Genomic DNA, 15956 nt, shown 5'->3' with positions numbered 1-15956 from the left:
GAAGCAATCCTCGTGTTGTCAAAAAAACTAGAGCCAAATTTCCGAACAAAAAGCCCATACATAGAACCCAAACAGCTAAATTACAAACACTCACTTTTTCAGTAATTAACACCGCTTAGAACTTAACCGAACCGTATTGGGAGTTTATCCATAATTTCCTTCACATCATCTGGACACTTTTGCAGAGTCCTAGCAAGTTTATGAGAAGTTAAAGTAAGAGAATAGGTTTTCTGACACCATGTTCTTAATTGTGTTAGAACCTCTTTACCAGGACAGTTTCTTATTTGCCAGCTTTCATCATTCCAATTCTCATTAAACCATTCTTCTCCTTTACGTTCTTTGGTCGAGGGGTCTAATTTACCTTCTTTAGTCGAAGGATCTAGCAATTTATCAAGCATTTCACGATATCTCGGAACAACCTGACACTTCACAGTACTACGAATTTCAGAACTGAGTTGGAAAAAGTAGAAAAAAATCTTCTATGTTTCTTTGATATTCAATTTCTTGTATTTTGTCTCGAATAGACTTGTTGTTTTCAAGAATATCTAATGTATAATTTTCTCGACCAGTAATTTCTAACCTTATTTCCAAACCAGTAGTTAGTTTTAGAGTAATTTTACAAGGAATGGATGTTTTTTTGTTTAGCCATAAAGCATCAGGATCTCCAGAGTTTTGACGTTCAATTACTCCAGAAGACTTAAATCTATAATCAGATGACCATAAAAGCTTAATAAAATTGGGTCTTTGAATGTCAGAGTTATCATATCCTCCAAATACATATTTAAAAATATCGTGAACAAGCTGTATAGCTTGAAGAATACTCGTTTTTCCACTACTATTCATGCCGACTAATGTCGTGAATTGAGAACACTTTAATTTAAAATCCTTAAATCCTTTAAATGAGATCAGATGTAATTCTTCAATAAACATACTTGTGTAGTTGAAACAGTTTTTAAGTGCTTACCCTGTTAATTGCGACATGTATACAGACTTTCCACTGTATATGTACCGTTTTGGTATAGCTCAACAGCAATGTGTTTGCATAGCAGTTTGCTTTGGGTGAATACACAGTATAGTTCTGTATATCTTGCAAATCATTTATTCTTAATAGTATTTTTGTATTATTAGCTTTTTAACTCACTTAGAAGCTAAAAAGCGTTAGATTCGATACAAAATTAGGCGATCGCATTCATCACCTTTTGTCGCGATCGCACTCAGGTCTAAGCGCTACTTAACGCGGTTTAGTGCTATGTACTAAGGTTAATACGATCGCTTAAGAGTTTATAGCTGAGTTAGAGAAAGAAATTGAACACGCGATGTCTTGTAACAATACGCTCTGCGTATACGCACTTTGTGTTTCTTTACCAAGTTGTTTTAAGGCGATAATTAGCAAGAATTGATCTGTTTTGTTAATGTGTCGGCCTACATTGTTAATGCATCAGCCTACAAAATAGCCCACCCTTACCCTAACTTCGTCCTACCAAAAAACTTCTCTTACTGTTATTTTTTTGTCGCAATGGGCACATTCAATATATACTTTACTAAGTATCCATCAATGTCTACTCAAGATACAATACGCCGTTTACCGCCTCAAACAATTAGTCAAGATGTTACCTCATTCCACGGTTTACAAACCATCAGCACCTACAATACAACCCGTGCTGATGCCTCTGAAGCAAACTTGCAGCTAACTTATCAGGCTATGTTGACCCAGCAACAAACCGAAAACGAGAAACTAGCGTTATATCGCGCTGCTGCCGATGCTGCCCGATTAGCGGAATGGGAATTCCACAATGCTGTATTAGCTATGAAAGAAGTTGTGCGCGGGCAATATGGGTCGGATAGCGATCAAGCTCAAGCGGTTGGACTGAAGAAAAAATCAGAGCGCAAGCGTCCCACTCGTAAAAAATCGGTTGCGGCTGCAAGTTAATAAATAGCATTTGAGTCTCATTCACACCTTGGTTTTCTACTTTTATTTTCTGACCTATGGGAATGAATGCTCACACCCTTGTAAAAACCTAAACCTATCAGGCTGGGGGAACTGGGGAAGTTGGGGAAGAACTTACTACTAATCTTTTACCTTATCCCCTATTTCCCCAGCCACTGGTAGAACTCCAAGAAATAAATTATCCCGGTTGAAGCTGTTAACAGTTAGTAGTTAACAGTTAACAGTCAAGAGTCCCTAAAGGATCTTGGCAGCACGCAGACCAAACAACAGACCTGCGGCTATGCCAGTGAACAAGGCCAAAAAGACGATATAAGCTATCACTGCAAACATTTATGTTTCTCCACAATACTTCACTAAATCTATTGAATCATTAGTTTTTAGTCATAAAACATTAGTTAACGGTCAATAGCCAAAAACTCTTTGTTTTGTACGTCAGTCGGTACCCTCTGGGAAGCCGACTTTTAAACCTCACTAGTAGGGAAGTAAAGGAGTAAGAGAGCAAAGGGAGTAAACTCTTCCTTGTCTACCTTGTCTCCCCCATCCCCTTCATCTGCTTATCAGTTTGTGGATGTTGTTTGCAGACAAGCGATCGCTCGTAAAATTTAATAAACCAAGGGTGCCATGTTACGCATCTGACGCAAAGAATTGATACAAGCGGGACAATCGCAGTTAAATAGAGTAACTGCCATTTCGCTTTCTTCGACGTTGAACTCTAGCATGGGAACATCATCATCCTTAGAAAACTCAACTTCTGTCTGAGTGCTAGGAATTTGAGCTAATACGGAAGCCCTAGCACACACGAAACCAATTTTATGGTAATTGCGTATACAGGAAAGGCGGTCTGTGTTTTTGATTTCTGGTTCTGTTGCTTGTGCTTGATTAAATATTGCTCCCATGGAAAGGATTGAGCTAATCAACACAGGGGTAGAAAGCAAGCTAAGTATAATTTTGTTCATCGGGTTCCTTATAAACAATTCCGACTGCTCAGATTATCCGATTAAATCTTACAGTTCAAGTGAATGTCCATCAGGAATACAAGAAATTAGTATCTTTGGGTAAGTTCCTGCAATTCACGATCGATGTGAGATTGCTAAGGGTGAAATTCTGAGCAACAGCAATTATTACCAATATCCGCACTTTAACGGGCGGACACTACGACCATGATAAAGATTAAATTGCCTTAACATTTCGTTACACTAAAGACATCGAGAGCAGCAAAAGCAAATCTCTCGCATGATGAAATCAAAGGTGAACGACATGAATGGCACAATTCGCGTTGGCAATCTCTTCGGAATTCCCTTCTATATCCATCCCTCGTGGTTTTTAGTTCTGGGTTTGGTCACTTGGAGTTATAGCAGTGGACTAGCAGCGCAATTTCCTCAATTATCTGGGGGATTAGCTTTACTACTGGGATTGATAACAGCGTTGTCGTTGTTTGCCTCTGTCGTCGCCCATGAATTAGGACACAGCTTTGTCGCAATTCGCCAGGGAATTGATGTTAAATCAATCACACTATTTATATTTGGCGGTTTGGCAAGCTTAGAAAAAGAGTCGGAAACTCCAGCGGAAGCTTTTTGGGTAGCGATCGCCGGCCCTTTAGTTAGCTTATTATTATCCGGTATCTTTACAGCAATTGGTATTGCCACTACCGCATCAGGCCCATTAGCCGCAATTCTCGGTGTCTTGGCTGCTGTTAACTTGGCATTAGCGTTGTTTAACTTAATTCCTGGTTTGCCCTTGGATGGTGGTAATATCCTCAAAGCGCTAGTTTGGAAAATTACAGGTAATCCTTATAAAGGTGTGACCTTTGCGAGTCGAGTTGGGCAAATCTTCGGCTGGGTAGCTGTTGCTTCTGGTTTACTCCCGCTACTGTTCTTTGGCAGCTTTGCTAACTTCTGGAACTTGTTAATCGGTTTCTTCTTACTGCAAAATGCTGGTAATGCGGCTCAATATGCCAGAGTGCAAGAACAACTCACAGGTTTGACAGCAGCAGATGCTGTAACAGCCAATAGCCCAATTGTATCTGCAAATCTTAGCCTCAGAGAGTTTGCCGACGAACAGATTATGAGCGGGCAAGACTGGCGTAAGTTCTTAGTGACAGATAATGAAGGACAATTAGTAGGTGCGATCGCAGTTAACGACTTGCGAACCATTCCTACAACACTGTGGTCAGAAACTCAAGTAAAACAAGTCATGCGACCCATTACACAATCCACCACAGTAAAATCCGATCGACCCTTGCTGGAAGTAGTGCAGCTACTCGAACAACAAAATTTATCTGCACTGCCTGTGATTCGTGATAACGGGGTACTAGTTGGAATTTTAGAAAAAGCTGCGGTTATCCAACTACTGCAAAAAAAGTACCAACCTAATCCTGCATAGTTATCAGAAAATACTCCTTCTCGCACCTCCCTCAGAATTACTGAGGGAGCTTTTTGTTGATTGTCGGTAGAAAGTGCTGAGTTAGTTGTCAGTTGTCAGTTGTTAGATTATTCTCCTTGTCCCCGCATCTTTGCGTCCCCGCGTCCCTGTATCCCATGCTCTCCAATTAATTGGATTTAAAAATACTCTATTTCGGGGCTTAACAAAATTTTTGTATAATATAAGCCATTACTATCCTAAAATAACTGACTTTTTAAAGTACGTAGGTGGCATCTAATTTTAGACATGTCTTGCTATCAGTAAATAGAAAACGCTTTGTGAGAGAGTAGAAAAAATCGATAAATATGGAGCGTCGTAAGTTTCTCAAGTATGCCACTTTAGCGGGGTCAGGTTTGGCTTTTGCTAGCTGTACTCAGGGTAGAACTTCTAACTCACAGAGTGAGGTGTCTCCCTCAGCATCACCTGTGGCGATCGCTGAACCTCTAAAGGTAGGATTTGTTTATCTGGGGCCTGTGGGAGATTTTGGCTGGACTTATTCTCATGATTTAGGTCGTAGAGAAATGGAAGCCAATCTTCAAGATAAGGTCAAAACTACCTTTGTGGAAAATGTCAACGAAGGTGCTGATGCTGAGAGGGTAATTCGCCAATTAGCATTAGATGGTAATAAGTTAATTTTCACGACTTCCTTTGGCTACATGAACCCGACAATTAAAGTTGCCAAAGACTTTCCCAATATTTTTTTTGAACATTGTACCGGATACAAACATGCTGCCAATGTCGGTACTTATTTAGGACGCTTTGAAGAAACGCGATACTTAACCGGCATGATTGCTGGCAAGATGACAAAATCCAATACTATTGGTTTTATTGGTGCATATCCAATTCCTGAAGTCATTCGAGGCATAGGTGCGTTTGCTCAGGGACTACGAGCAACTAATCCCCAAGCAAAAGTTAGGGTGCTTTGGGTGCAAAGTTGGTACGATCCAGCTAAGGAAAGGGAAGCAGCACAAGCTTTAGTAAATTTAGGTGCAGATGTGCTGAGCCAGCATACTGACTCTGCTTCTACTGTGCAACTAGCTGAGGAAAAAGGTATTTATGCTTTTGGCTACAACACGGATATGAGTAAGTTTGGTGCAAAAGCGCATTTAACATCAGCAATTAATAAGTGGGGCAAATTTTATACAGATCGAGCCTTGGCTGCAATCAACGGCACATGGAAATCTCAGGAAGTATGGGATGGTATTGGTCAAGGGATGGTGGATCTTTCATCTATGAGTCAGGTGATTCCAGGCGATGTACAGCAATTGGTGAACGCAAAGCGCGAGGAATTAATTAGAGGTATTGCTCATCCTTTTGATGGCCCGGTGAAAGACCAAAAGGGTGTGGTGCGAGTACCAAAAGGCAAAGTATTAGATGATAAGGGACAATTGGCAATGGATTGGTATGTTGAGGGAATTGAAGGATCAATTCCCCAAGAGAAATCTTAATGTGTATGCCTGTAGTTTTCTAATTGAGCTTCGTTAAAGGTTTTCTGCAAATTTTTGGGCTGTGTAATCGCTAAATATTGAGCAGCCATTTCTGGTGTAAGTAGTTCTAGCATGACTTTGTTTTCTAACCAGAATTAAAAGTGTTGGCACAATGAAGCCAGACCAAACCGAGGCTATGAGTCAGGACTTTTGCCAACAGATTAACCAAACCATAGGCGTGTCTAAAAATCGCATTTACATAGAGTTTGCAGATGCCAAGGGTGCAATGTGGGGTTGGAATGGTAGGACATTTGGTTAATTGCTCTGCCAAATCGTTACACACACAGGTAAGTATTTTTAGAATGATGATATGTGGAATGTTTATTTGGTATACTGTCTACTTTCAAAGAATCTAATAATAAAGGAATGCATAAATGTACGGGCTAATAAATAAAGCGATTCAGGATATGGTGCGCGATCGCTTTGGTGAAGAAACTTGGCAAACGATCAAAAAAAAGGCAGAAATAGAGTTAGAGACTTTTCTGAGGATGGAACCCTATCCTGATGACCTAACTCACAGATTGGTGAAGGCGACAAGTGAGGCGCTGGATTTATCTGCTACGGAAGTTATGCAAGCCTTTGGAGAGTATTGGATACAGTACACTGGCAAGGTGGGCTACGGTGCAATGCTGGATATGAGTGGGGATAACCTACCAGAATTTTTGGCAAATTTGGATGACCTTCACACTCGTCTGAGTGTCAATTTCCCGCAATATCATCCTCCTTCGTTTGATTGTACTGAAATAGAAAAAAATTCCTTGGAATTACACTACCATTCCATACGACAAGGATTAGCTCCAATGGTTGTTGGCTTACTCAGGGGTTTGGGAACAAAATTCAATACAGAAGTGAACATTACTCAGACTCAAAATCGAGAAGAAGGTGCCGACCATGATGCTTTCTTGATTGAGTATAAATCTAACTAACTACTTCATGAGTTCTCCTCAATTTAATATTCCCCCACAGTTATTTAATCAAGCTTTTCCATTTCATATTGTATTCAATCGGGAGAGGAAAATTTTACAGGTTGGGGAAGTTTTGCAACGCGTACACCCAGAACCTTTGCTGGGCAAATTAATCGAGCAACATTTTCAGATTAAGCGTCCCAATATTCAGATTGATTTTACAGCGATCGCTAAGCGGCTTGACTCTTTATTTCTGTTTGAATCTCTGGACAATGGCATCCTTCTCAAAGGGCAAATGATGTATATTCCAGAGCAGGATGTTATGCTTTTTCTCTGCTCTGTTTGGGTAAATGATTTGACTGCTATCTCTGACTACAATCTTAAGCTTAAAGACTTTGCGATGCACGACCAAACTGTTGACTTGATTTTTACGATCAAAGCTAAAAACAACGCGTTGGAGGATATCAAAAAATTAACAGATGAACTGATACAGCGCCAGTCAGAGCTAGAAAAAGCATTACAAGTGCAAGAATCTTTGGCTAAGATTGCCGCAACACAAGCTCAAGATTTAGAACAAGCTCTTAAGGAATTGCAACAAACCCAGTCTCAACTGATTCAAACTGAAAAAATGTCTTCACTGGGTCAGTTATTAGCTGGAGTTGGGCACGAAATTAATAACCCTGTAAATTTTATCTACGGCAATCTTAAATATATTAATGAATATACTCAAAATTTACTGAGTCTCATCAAACTATACCAAAAAATTTATCAGCAAGATAGTATACAAATCCAAGCATTACTTAATACTTTTGACTTAGAGTTTATCATAGAGGATTTACCAAAAATTTTATCTTCCATGGAATTTGGTGCTAGTCGGATTTGTGAGATTGTCAAAACTTTACGCAACTTCTCGCGACTCGATCGAGCAGAAATGAAACTTGTTGATATTCATGAGGGTATCGATAGTACATTACTGATTTTGCAGCATCGTCTTCAAGCAAAATCACAACAGCAGTCAATAGAAGTTATTAAAGAATATAGCGATATCCCTCTTGTGGAATGCTATGCGGGACAAATGAATCAGGTATTTATGAATATCTTGAATAATGCAATTGATGCTTTACATCAGCACGATCAAAACCGCTCCCAAGAAGAGATTCAACAAAATCCCAGTCGCATTATAATTCGCACTCAAGTACAAAATCGACAGCGTTTGCTAATCAGTATCAAAGATAATGGTTCGGGCATCACAGAGAAAGTTAGAACTAAATTATTTGACCCCTTCTTTACTACTAAACCTGTAGGAAAAGGTACCGGTTTGGGATTATCCATCAGCTATCAAATTGTGGTAGATAAACATGGCGGTAAGTTAGAGTGTATTTCGACACCCAAAGAAGGGGCCGAGTTTGTGATTGAGATTCCCCTCAGGCAACTGAGTTAATTTGGAAGCTGTAGGATAGAGATCCAATATCAACTCTTGGTTTTGTTATGTCTGCTACGCCTCTTATTTCTTCGGTTGACTCAAGAACATCAGAAATAATTCCTCCTTTAGTAGGTGCTTCGCTAGCCGAGTTAAGCACTTGGGTGCAACAGCAGGGACAACCCGCTTATAGAGGAAAGCAATTGCATGAGTGGATTTATCAAAAGGGAGTGCGATCGCTTTGTGATATTTCTGTGTTTCCCAAACAATGGCGTGCAGAACTGGCAAAAATTTCCATTGGACGTTCAAATATACACCACCGCGCTGTTGCACCCGATGGCACAATCAAGTACCTCTTACAACTGACAGACGGTCAAATTATTGAAACCGTTGGCATTCCCACAGACAAGCGTTTAACAGTATGTGTCTCTACCCAAGTGGGTTGTCCAATGGCGTGTGATTTCTGTGCTACTGGCAAAGGTGGCTACAAGCGCAACCTCGCAAGGTATGAAATTGTCGATCAAGTGTTAACTGTCCAAGAAGATTTTCAGCAGCGGGTTAGCCATGTAGTATTCATGGGCATGGGCGAACCATTGTTGAATACCGAGAATGTCCTCGCAGCTTTGAGATCTCTAAATCAAGATGTCGGTATAGGACAGCGATCGCTTACTGTTTCTACAGTGGGTATTCGCGATCGCATCCGTCAGTTAGCCCAACACCATTTGCAAATCACTCTTGCTGTTAGTCTCCACGCACCCAACCAAGCACTACGGGAACAACTAATACCTAGTGCCCGCCCCTACCCACTAGAGGATTTACTAGCTGAATGTCGGGAATACGTGGAAATTACAGGGCGACGTGTATCTTTTGAATATATTCTCTTGGCTGGGGTGAACGATTTGCCAGAACAAGCATTGGAATTAGCAAAACGTCTGCGAGGTTTCCAAAGCCATGTGAATTTGATTCCCTACAACCCCATTGCAGAAGTTGATTACAAACGCCCCAATCGCGATCGCATTCAAGCTTTTGTTAACATCCTCAAGCAACAACAAATAGCTGTTAGCGTCCGCTACTCCCGTGGGTTAGAAGCTGACGCTGCTTGTGGACAACTGAGAATAAATAAAAAGTAAAAAGACCAAAGAAAGAATGTCTACTTCTTTTCCCTTTTGACCTTTATCTTCTTGCCAAAATACCTGGGGCATAAGCCTCAATCACTCTGCCTGTGCGAGTGCAACTAATCATTAAGTAGTCACAAGCTGGGCATTGCGTGCGAGTTATTTGACTATCAGAAATATAGTGACGTTCTCCTGCACTGCCACAGTTTGGACAGTGAATTTTTTGTACTGTATGCATTTTTTTACCTTTGGTTGTAATAAGTTCGTCTGAGAAAAAACCGTCAATTAAGCTAGCTAATATTTTTGGTTTGACCAAAGTTAACAAACAGCCAATATATTAACCGATTATTTTAAAAAAGATTTTATCTTTGAAAAACTTTGATTAATCTTCAACTATTGTCCTAAAATCTAGGTGATTTTATCATCCCACTTTAGACACATAAATGATTTTCCTGATGGTATACGACTTAGAGATTCAGCGATCCCTATGACTAATGGCTTGAGAAAGCCTTATTTGCAGTCATCTTAGATAAACACAAAAAAAGCTGTTCTTGTATTCAAAAATTAAAAGCTAGAAAATACTGTATATTTCGTAACAAAATATCGCTCTTAAGCTTTAGTTAATATTTACTAACCATATAGCGTTCTTAATAGTCTGTAATGAACTCTTACTTAGAAGTAAAGTTAAAAGAGCAAGAAACAGTGCTGAGTGCTGAGTTAGGAGTAAAAATACGGAGTATTTTGTTTGTTTCATTCGTAGCGGGTGCTGTGCTGCCAGTGGGGCGCTTCTAAGAAACAGAAATGTTTCTTTACATCCACTGAAAATGTGTAGACGCAAAGAATGCATCAGGTACGTCTGCTAATCTAGTGGTTGGTAATGGTTAATGGGCAATGGGTAATCGGTAATGGGTTTTCCCAGTTATCAATTATCCATAACTTCTGCGTATTGTCTTTTATTACGTAAGATTACGATTGCTATTTTCACCTCATGAGGGATGAAAATAATCGTAAATTTCTTGAGCTAAATGCGGGCCTATTCCTGCAACCTCAGTTAGTTGTTGAGGTGTGGCTTGCCGAATATAGTCTACTGAGCGAAAATGCCCTAAAAGCTGCTTCTGGCGGTGGTGTCCCAAGCCGGGAATTTCATCTAAACGCGATCGCTTCAATTTATCACTGCGTTGCTGACGATGGAAAGTCACTGCAAACCGATGCGCTTCATCTCGCAATCTTCGTAACAATTGCACCCCTGGTTGTTCTGCCTCAGTTTCCAAGGGTTGAGATTCTCCTGGTAAAAAAATCTCTTCTCGCTGCTTTGCTAGACTTACAACTCGTAAGTCTTCTAACAAATTATGCTCTTGCAAAACGGCGACAACTGATGATAACTGACCTTTACCGCCATCAATCATAATTAAATCAGGCCAGTCGGGATTACCTACTCTTGATAATTGTGGATCTTCACTATACTTGCGAAACCGCCGCTGAATAACTTCAGCCAAGCTAGCAAAATCATCTGAGTGTCCGGCTGTAACTGTGGGATTTTTAATTTTGTAGTGACGATAATGCTGCTTAGCAGGTAAACCGTCGATAAACACTACTTGGGAAGCTACAGCATTGGAACCTTGAATGTGAGAGATATCATAACCTTCGATGCGGTGAGGTAAGTCGGGTAAATCGAGAATCGTGGCTAAATCTTGCATTGCTTGCTGGTTGCGATCGCTCAATTTCTGCATTCTTTGCAATTCATATTGAGCATTGCGCTCTACCATTTCAATCAATTCTGCCTTGGTTTGCCGCTGGGGAGCTAAAATCGTCACTTTTCTTCCCTTACGCTGAGTCAAGACATCCGCCAATATCTCTACCTCTGGTAACTCGTGCTGTACTAAAATTTCTGTGGGTATTTCCACTGAGTCAGCAGTTTGGTAGTGTTCTTCTAAAACTCTTTGTAAGATAGCTCCTGGTTCGGCGTGAGTATCTGCCACAAATGCTAAACGTCCTACCAGTTGCCCAGCCCGAATCTGGAATAATTGAATACAGGCATGTTGTGCGTCGGCAGCCAGTGCGATCGCATCCCGTGAAACTGTATCATCTGGTAAAGATACTTTTTGATCCGCAGTCAGCGACTTTAACCCAGCTATTTGATCGCGAATCCGCGCCGCTGACTCAAAGTTCAACGCCTCTGCTGATTTGTGCATTTGTTCTGTCAAAATGTCAATCAGTTCCTGAGTTCGACCTTGGAATACCATCGCCACCTTTTGTACAGTTTTGCGGTATTCTTCTGGTGAAATCAACTGCTGACACACACCCGGACAACGCCCCATATCATAATTCAAGCAAGGACGGTCTTTAAATAATGGTTGAGGTCGTTGTCGCAGTGCAAATATCCGCTTACTAATTCGTAAAATTTCTCGCAACAAACCAGCATCAGTATAAGGGCCGTAGAATTTATCCTTTTCTTTGCCTCGTTGGCGTTTACGAGTAATAAATATTCGTGGATAATCTTCTGACCAAGTAATGCAGACATAGGGATATTTTTTATCATCTTTAAGCAGCACGTTAAAGTATGGCTGGTGCTGCTTGATTAAGTTAGCTTCCAGCGCCAAGGCTTCAGCTTCGGTATCGGTGACGATGAATTCAATTTCGCTCACCTGCTTAGCCATGGTGGCGATGCGTTCGCTTTTGGTGTACCCTTCCCGGAAGTAAGAACGGACACGCGATCGCAACTTGCGGGATTTACCTATGTAGATAATGCGATCGCTTCCGTCGCGCATGAAATAAACTCCCGGTTCCGGTGGAATTTCGGCTAGACGGCTTTCCAGACGATCTGGATCTTTAAGCAATGGTGGTATTTGAACAGATGTTGTCACAACCCAACTTAGGTAATTTTACAAATTTACCCACTTACTATTTTAAGAAAAAATAAATTTTTTTGCTGGTAGAGAAAACCTCATAGCACACCAGGTCGTGCAAGTCGGAAAAACCCCTGATGTCATGTCCGATTAAAGACTTATCATTAAGACCGCGAGGTGACGACACTTCCGTGCGGAGAGAAGTCGCCAGGAGGGTCTCCCTCCAAGCTAACTTCGGAGGGTTCCCCCCGTTGAGGAGCCAGTGCTTTGGAGAGACAGCGTTGTGGGCGAGGCGGGTTTCCCGACTTGAAGCGACTGTCGTCGGCTCTGCCGACTTGAAGCAACTGGCGTGAAAGTATCCGTCGCAGAGGGAAGGTTTTCGGGCTTTCTGCATTGATTCAGGAATTATAACTAATTAGCCGGGCTTGATATTAGATCGGACTGCCATACCACGCGACTGGCTAAACTTTTCGCAAAATCTAAAATGGTTTACCTACATATTTTTAGTAGTTTTTATAAGGTTTCCTCGATTTTTTATCAATAATTTGAAATTCATATATTATTTTGAAAGTTCAAAAATTATTATTTGTTGTTGTTCTTAAAGTTTTTGTAGTTTCAGTTGTAAATTATATTCTTGTGCTTTGTACAAACTGGCTCTATATATCTATTATCTAATTAAATGAGAGATTTATTTAGCCATTTTGAGATAGGCAATATTTCGGATTATTAATTTAATATCAAAGATTAAGCGAATTAACGGTTTTGGCAACTTACATTTATAGCTATGATTTAATTATAAATGAGGGAGTGATTTTAGCCGAGAGCAAATTTATGAATCTACAAGAGTTTGAATCTAGTTACCGCGAGGCTATGGCTGAGGCATTAAACGAACTACAAACAGCAGTTTTGATGCTAGCACAAGTACAACGCAAGATTTATGAAATCGGCAATTCTGTGCAACACCTTAGTGAAAATGTCGAAGAGTTTATTAACACTCAAAGAACTGAATAGTTTTGCACTAACAACAAATTTTATATGGGAATACAAGATAATTCTTCTTCAATTGCTAGAAGCAGTTCGGTTAGATTTACAGGTTTGATTAAGTAGCGGCTAGCGCCTAGATTCATAGCTCGTTCTCGATCGGCTTTAAAAGCAAAAGCTGAAACTACGATAATCGGTATCTTTGATAAATTTGGCTTTTGCTGAATTTGTTCTAGCAGCAGATAACCGTCAACACCTGGTAATTTTAAGTCTAACAACATTAACTCAGGCTGGAATTTTTCTATAGTTGCAAAAAAAGTAGATGCATCTGATAAACTTTGGACATCATATCCACAGTAGCTGAGATAGTCACTCAGCAGCATCCTATTGACATCATTATCTTCAATTAATAGAACTCGTCTTGCTTGAGGCGACTTTATTTGCCGCTCTATAGTAAGTAGATGTGCTGTCATTTTTAGTATTATCTTAGGTTAAAAGTCAACCATCTTTGCGAAGGAACTCAAATAAAATTAATGTGAAGTTCTCATGAAGGGAAATTTTGCTGATGTCAGGTACTCACAATTGACAAAGATTAAAATTATCTGCACTCCTCTGCTTCAGGATATTATCCTATTACCTAAAATTTAGCAAAACTTAATGATAACTTTGACTCCTTTTCCTTTACGATAATAAATTCTTAGCTGACTTTAAAAATAAGTCATTTTTAGCGATCTCGGTAAATAAATATATCTAACTATTGTGTCAAGAAATGTTTGGGAAACAACCGTAATTTTACAGTAAAAATATTAAAAAATTATAAAAAAAGAAGCTAACTGCTTCTTTTACCTCTTTTGTTCGTTTTGAAACTGTAGCCTTATACTACCCTGCTCCCTGACTTGTTTGCTGTTCTTCCTTTGCGCTGAGTGCCGAACCAGCCAATCATAGATATTAATCCTAGTACTGTGGAAGGTTCTGGCACTTTTCGTTTGAGGGGTACGTCATTTGGCTTTACCCAGACATTTCTATAAGCAGGTGTAAAGGTATCTTGTTTGGTAACAGGTGTTTGAGCGATGTAGTAGCGCGTTGTCTCGTCAATTGTCACCACAGAAACTTCACTAGCTTGAATTATTTCCTCGATGTTGCGTGTAGCAAGCAATAGTAACTCATTTTTTTCTGAGTTCGTTTCATCTGTAATTTCCCCGTTACTCAGTATATTCACTACTTGGGAACCGCTAACGCCAGGAGAACTTTCTGTTATGGAAGTCGCTTGTGTTGACGCAATAGTTAAGGCCAAAACAGGAGCCTGCTCTAATACACCAATAACAATAAAAGTCAAAGTACAAATACTTATTTTTTTGAAATTGCCTGCCATGCACACTGTATTACTGAGTTTTAGGAATGAAATTTGAGACCAAGAATAAAGATACTTTCCACTGTTAAGTTTTAGTATCTTTAATACTTGCAAAGACTTTTTTGTAGTTTATCCCGAAAGTACCTCAGTACAGATGGCAACTCATAAATTTACTGTAAATCTCAGATAAAAACTTTATCCTTCAATTAAAGAGACTCCGCAATTCTCCGGACAGCAGCTTCTAATAAAGGTGGCTCATGCACTAAAGCAAAACGAACATAACCTTCCCCAGATTTGCCAAAACCAGCACCAGGGGAAGCCGCAACACCGGTTTGTTTGACTAATTGGGTGCAAAATTCTATAGAATTTTGATTCCACTGTGCGGGTAACTTAGCCCAAATATACATCGTGGCTTTAGGAGTAGGAACTTGCCAACCGATTTGGTGTAAAGCATTGATGAAGGCATCGCGACGTTTGCGGAAGGTAGCTACTGAATCTTTTACCCCCACTTGGGGACCTGTTAGAGCTGCGATCGCCCCATTCAAAATCCCCCGATACTGATTAAAATCGACGGCTGCTTTGACTTGACGTAAGGCGTTAATTAACTGAGCATTGCCAATGGCATAGCCAATCCGGAAGCCGCCCATATTGTAAGACTTAGAAAGGGTGAAAAATTCAATCGAGACACTTTTATCTGGGTCAGCTTGCAGAATTGAAGGGACTAGGGAGCGGGAAGAGGACGCGGGGACGCGGGGACTCAAGGACGCGGGGAGGGAATTGTCTCCATGTACTTTTTTTCTCCAGTCTCCAGTTTCCTCAAATACTAAATCTACGTAGGGGAAATCGTGAACTAAGACAAGGTTGTGTTGCTGACAGAAAGCTACAGCTTCTTGGAAGAAAGATAAAGGTGCGATCGCCGCAGTCGGATTGTGAGGATAGCTCAACACCATCATCCGCGATTGGGCTAAGACAGCGGCAGGAATATCTGCCAATACTGGGAGAAAATAATTTTCTGCGAGTAAGGGCATCGGGTAGATTTGCCCACTGGCTAGATAAACTCCCCCAGCATGGGAGGGGTAGCCTGGATCGAGCAACAGGGCAAAATCTCCAGGGTCGAGCAGTGCTAGGGGTAAATGGGCAGTCCCTTCCTGAGAACCAATCAGGGGCAACACCTCAGTTTCTGGATCGACACTGATGCCGAATTTTTGTTCGTACCAATGAGCTGCGGCTTGGCGAAATGCTTGAGTACCGTGAAACAGCAAGTAACCGTGGGTACTTTGGTCGTGGAGAGATTGGGCGATCGCCTCGATAACGTGCGCCTGGGCGGGTAAATCAGAAGAACCTAGTGACAAATCAATTATTTGTCGTCCTGCTGAGCGAGCCACTGCCTTGGCTCTATCCATATCAGCAAATACGTTGGATTGCAGGGTTTGTAAACGCTTTGCAAATTGCATGTTGGTCAATGCTCAAGGGGGTCAATAG

General features: G+C 40.7%; 16 protein-coding genes and 1 pseudogene. 8 read left to right on the top strand and 9 right to left on the bottom strand.

Going from position 1 to position 15956, the window contains the following annotated elements; genetic code table 11:
* Positions 1–122 precede the first annotated feature (122 nt).
* Positions 123–398, bottom strand: a complete 276-nt coding sequence (locus RMY31_RS03020; protein WP_322664536.1) for a hypothetical protein — start codon at positions 396–398, stop codon at positions 123–125.
* A 46-nt stretch (positions 399–444) separates the two neighbouring features.
* A complete protein-coding gene (locus tag RMY31_RS03015; RefSeq protein ID WP_322664538.1) occupies positions 445–930 on the bottom strand; it encodes an AAA family ATPase in 486 nt (161 codons plus the stop codon).
* A gap of 625 nt (positions 931–1555) precedes the next feature.
* Between RMY31_RS03015 and RMY31_RS03010 the strand changes: the two genes are divergently transcribed.
* Positions 1556–1930, top strand: a complete 375-nt coding sequence (locus RMY31_RS03010; protein WP_322664540.1) for a hypothetical protein — start codon at positions 1556–1558, stop codon at positions 1928–1930.
* A 252-nt stretch (positions 1931–2182) separates the two neighbouring features.
* Here RMY31_RS03010 and petL read toward each other — a convergent pair whose 3' ends face one another.
* Positions 2183–2278: a cytochrome b6-f complex subunit PetL gene (gene petL / locus RMY31_RS03005; protein WP_322664542.1), complete on the bottom strand. Its 96-nt coding sequence runs from the start codon at positions 2276–2278 to the stop codon at positions 2183–2185.
* A gap of 272 nt (positions 2279–2550) precedes the next feature.
* Positions 2551–2904, bottom strand: a complete 354-nt coding sequence (locus tag RMY31_RS03000) for a hypothetical protein (protein ID WP_322664544.1) — start codon at positions 2902–2904, stop codon at positions 2551–2553.
* A 301-nt stretch (positions 2905–3205) separates the two neighbouring features.
* Here RMY31_RS03000 and RMY31_RS02995 point away from each other — a divergent pair, with 301 nt between their 5' ends.
* The 6 genes and pseudogenes from RMY31_RS02995 to rlmN all read left to right on the top strand — a co-directional run bounded on the left by RMY31_RS02995 (position 3206) and on the right by rlmN (position 9311).
* Positions 3206–4330: a site-2 protease family protein gene (locus RMY31_RS02995; RefSeq protein WP_322664614.1), complete on the top strand. Its 1125-nt coding sequence runs from the start codon at positions 3206–3208 to the stop codon at positions 4328–4330.
* A gap of 344 nt (positions 4331–4674) precedes the next feature.
* Positions 4675–5817, top strand: coding sequence for a BMP family ABC transporter substrate-binding protein (locus tag RMY31_RS02990; protein ID WP_322664546.1), 1143 nt, complete (start codon positions 4675–4677; stop codon positions 5815–5817).
* Between the two features lie 130 nt (positions 5818–5947).
* Positions 5948–6115 (top strand): annotated as a pseudogene (locus RMY31_RS02985) (phenylpyruvate tautomerase MIF-related protein); the annotation flags it as partial.
* Positions 6116–6230: 115 nt separating this feature from the next.
* Positions 6231–6782, top strand: coding sequence for a heme NO-binding domain-containing protein (locus RMY31_RS02980; RefSeq protein WP_322664548.1), 552 nt, complete (start codon positions 6231–6233; stop codon positions 6780–6782).
* Between the two features lie 7 nt (positions 6783–6789).
* The gene (locus RMY31_RS02975) at positions 6790–8202 is read left to right on the top strand and encodes an ATP-binding protein (protein WP_322664551.1); all 1413 of its coding nucleotides are present in this window, start codon (positions 6790–6792) and stop codon (positions 8200–8202) included.
* A gap of 47 nt (positions 8203–8249) precedes the next feature.
* The gene (gene rlmN / locus RMY31_RS02970) at positions 8250–9311 is read left to right on the top strand and encodes a 23S rRNA (adenine(2503)-C(2))-methyltransferase RlmN (protein ID WP_322664553.1); all 1062 of its coding nucleotides are present in this window, start codon (positions 8250–8252) and stop codon (positions 9309–9311) included.
* A gap of 43 nt (positions 9312–9354) precedes the next feature.
* On the opposite strand, the gene RMY31_RS02965 is transcribed toward rlmN, so the two are convergent.
* Positions 9355–9534, bottom strand: a complete 180-nt coding sequence (locus RMY31_RS02965; protein ID WP_322664555.1) for a replication restart DNA helicase PriA — start codon at positions 9532–9534, stop codon at positions 9355–9357.
* A 748-nt stretch (positions 9535–10282) separates the two neighbouring features.
* The gene (gene uvrC, locus RMY31_RS02960) at positions 10283–12160 is read right to left on the bottom strand and encodes an excinuclease ABC subunit UvrC (protein ID WP_322664557.1); all 1878 of its coding nucleotides are present in this window, start codon (positions 12158–12160) and stop codon (positions 10283–10285) included.
* 813 nt (positions 12161–12973) lie between these two features.
* Here uvrC and RMY31_RS02955 point away from each other — a divergent pair.
* Positions 12974–13153: a hypothetical protein gene (locus tag RMY31_RS02955; RefSeq protein WP_322664559.1), complete on the top strand. Its 180-nt coding sequence runs from the start codon at positions 12974–12976 to the stop codon at positions 13151–13153.
* A gap of 20 nt (positions 13154–13173) precedes the next feature.
* Here RMY31_RS02955 and RMY31_RS02950 read toward each other — a convergent pair whose 3' ends face one another.
* The 3 genes from RMY31_RS02950 to RMY31_RS02940 all read right to left on the bottom strand — a co-directional run bounded on the left by RMY31_RS02950 (position 13174) and on the right by RMY31_RS02940 (position 15928).
* Complete coding sequence (locus RMY31_RS02950; RefSeq protein WP_322664561.1) at positions 13174–13596, bottom strand: response regulator; 423 nt, start codon at positions 13594–13596, stop codon at positions 13174–13176.
* 401 nt (positions 13597–13997) lie between these two features.
* Entirely contained in the window at positions 13998–14459 is a 462-nt protein-coding gene (locus tag RMY31_RS02945; RefSeq protein WP_322664563.1) for a PEP-CTERM sorting domain-containing protein, read from the bottom strand.
* 221 nt (positions 14460–14680) lie between these two features.
* Positions 14681–15928, bottom strand: coding sequence for an LL-diaminopimelate aminotransferase (locus RMY31_RS02940; protein WP_322664565.1), 1248 nt, complete (start codon positions 15926–15928; stop codon positions 14681–14683).
* Positions 15929–15956 lie beyond the last annotated feature (28 nt).

The organism is Dendronalium sp. ChiSLP03b (assembly GCF_034531165.2).
Lineage (GTDB): Bacteria > Cyanobacteriota > Cyanobacteriia > Cyanobacteriales > Nostocaceae > Dendronalium > Dendronalium minutum.
This window is presented reverse-complemented; position numbering and strand designations above follow the sequence as displayed.

Excerpts from the sequence above, each read along its gene's own strand:
- RMY31_RS03020 (WP_322664536.1), bottom strand. The coding sequence starts at position 398 with ATGCTTGATAAATTGCTAGATCCTTCGACTAAAGAAGGTAAATTAGAC.
- RMY31_RS03015 (WP_322664538.1), bottom strand. The coding sequence starts at position 930 with ATGTTTATTGAAGAATTACATCTGATCTCATTTAAAGGATTTAAGGAT.
- RMY31_RS03010 (WP_322664540.1), top strand. The coding sequence starts at position 1,556 with ATGTCTACTCAAGATACAATACGCCGTTTACCGCCTCAAACAATTAGT.
- petL (WP_322664542.1), bottom strand. The coding sequence starts at position 2,278 with ATGTTTGCAGTGATAGCTTATATCGTCTTTTTGGCCTTGTTCACTGGC.
- RMY31_RS03000 (WP_322664544.1), bottom strand. The coding sequence starts at position 2,904 with ATGAACAAAATTATACTTAGCTTGCTTTCTACCCCTGTGTTGATTAGC.
- RMY31_RS02995 (WP_322664614.1), top strand. The coding sequence starts at position 3,206 with ATGAATGGCACAATTCGCGTTGGCAATCTCTTCGGAATTCCCTTCTAT.
- RMY31_RS02990 (WP_322664546.1), top strand. The coding sequence starts at position 4,675 with ATGGAGCGTCGTAAGTTTCTCAAGTATGCCACTTTAGCGGGGTCAGGT.
- RMY31_RS02980 (WP_322664548.1), top strand. The coding sequence starts at position 6,231 with ATGTACGGGCTAATAAATAAAGCGATTCAGGATATGGTGCGCGATCGC.
- RMY31_RS02975 (WP_322664551.1), top strand. The coding sequence starts at position 6,790 with ATGAGTTCTCCTCAATTTAATATTCCCCCACAGTTATTTAATCAAGCT.
- rlmN (WP_322664553.1), top strand. The coding sequence starts at position 8,250 with ATGTCTGCTACGCCTCTTATTTCTTCGGTTGACTCAAGAACATCAGAA.
- RMY31_RS02965 (WP_322664555.1), bottom strand. The coding sequence starts at position 9,534 with ATGCATACAGTACAAAAAATTCACTGTCCAAACTGTGGCAGTGCAGGA.
- RMY31_RS02955 (WP_322664559.1), top strand. The coding sequence starts at position 12,974 with ATGAATCTACAAGAGTTTGAATCTAGTTACCGCGAGGCTATGGCTGAG.
- RMY31_RS02950 (WP_322664561.1), bottom strand. The coding sequence starts at position 13,596 with ATGACAGCACATCTACTTACTATAGAGCGGCAAATAAAGTCGCCTCAA.
- RMY31_RS02940 (WP_322664565.1), bottom strand. The coding sequence starts at position 15,928 with ATGCAATTTGCAAAGCGTTTACAAACCCTGCAATCCAACGTATTTGCT.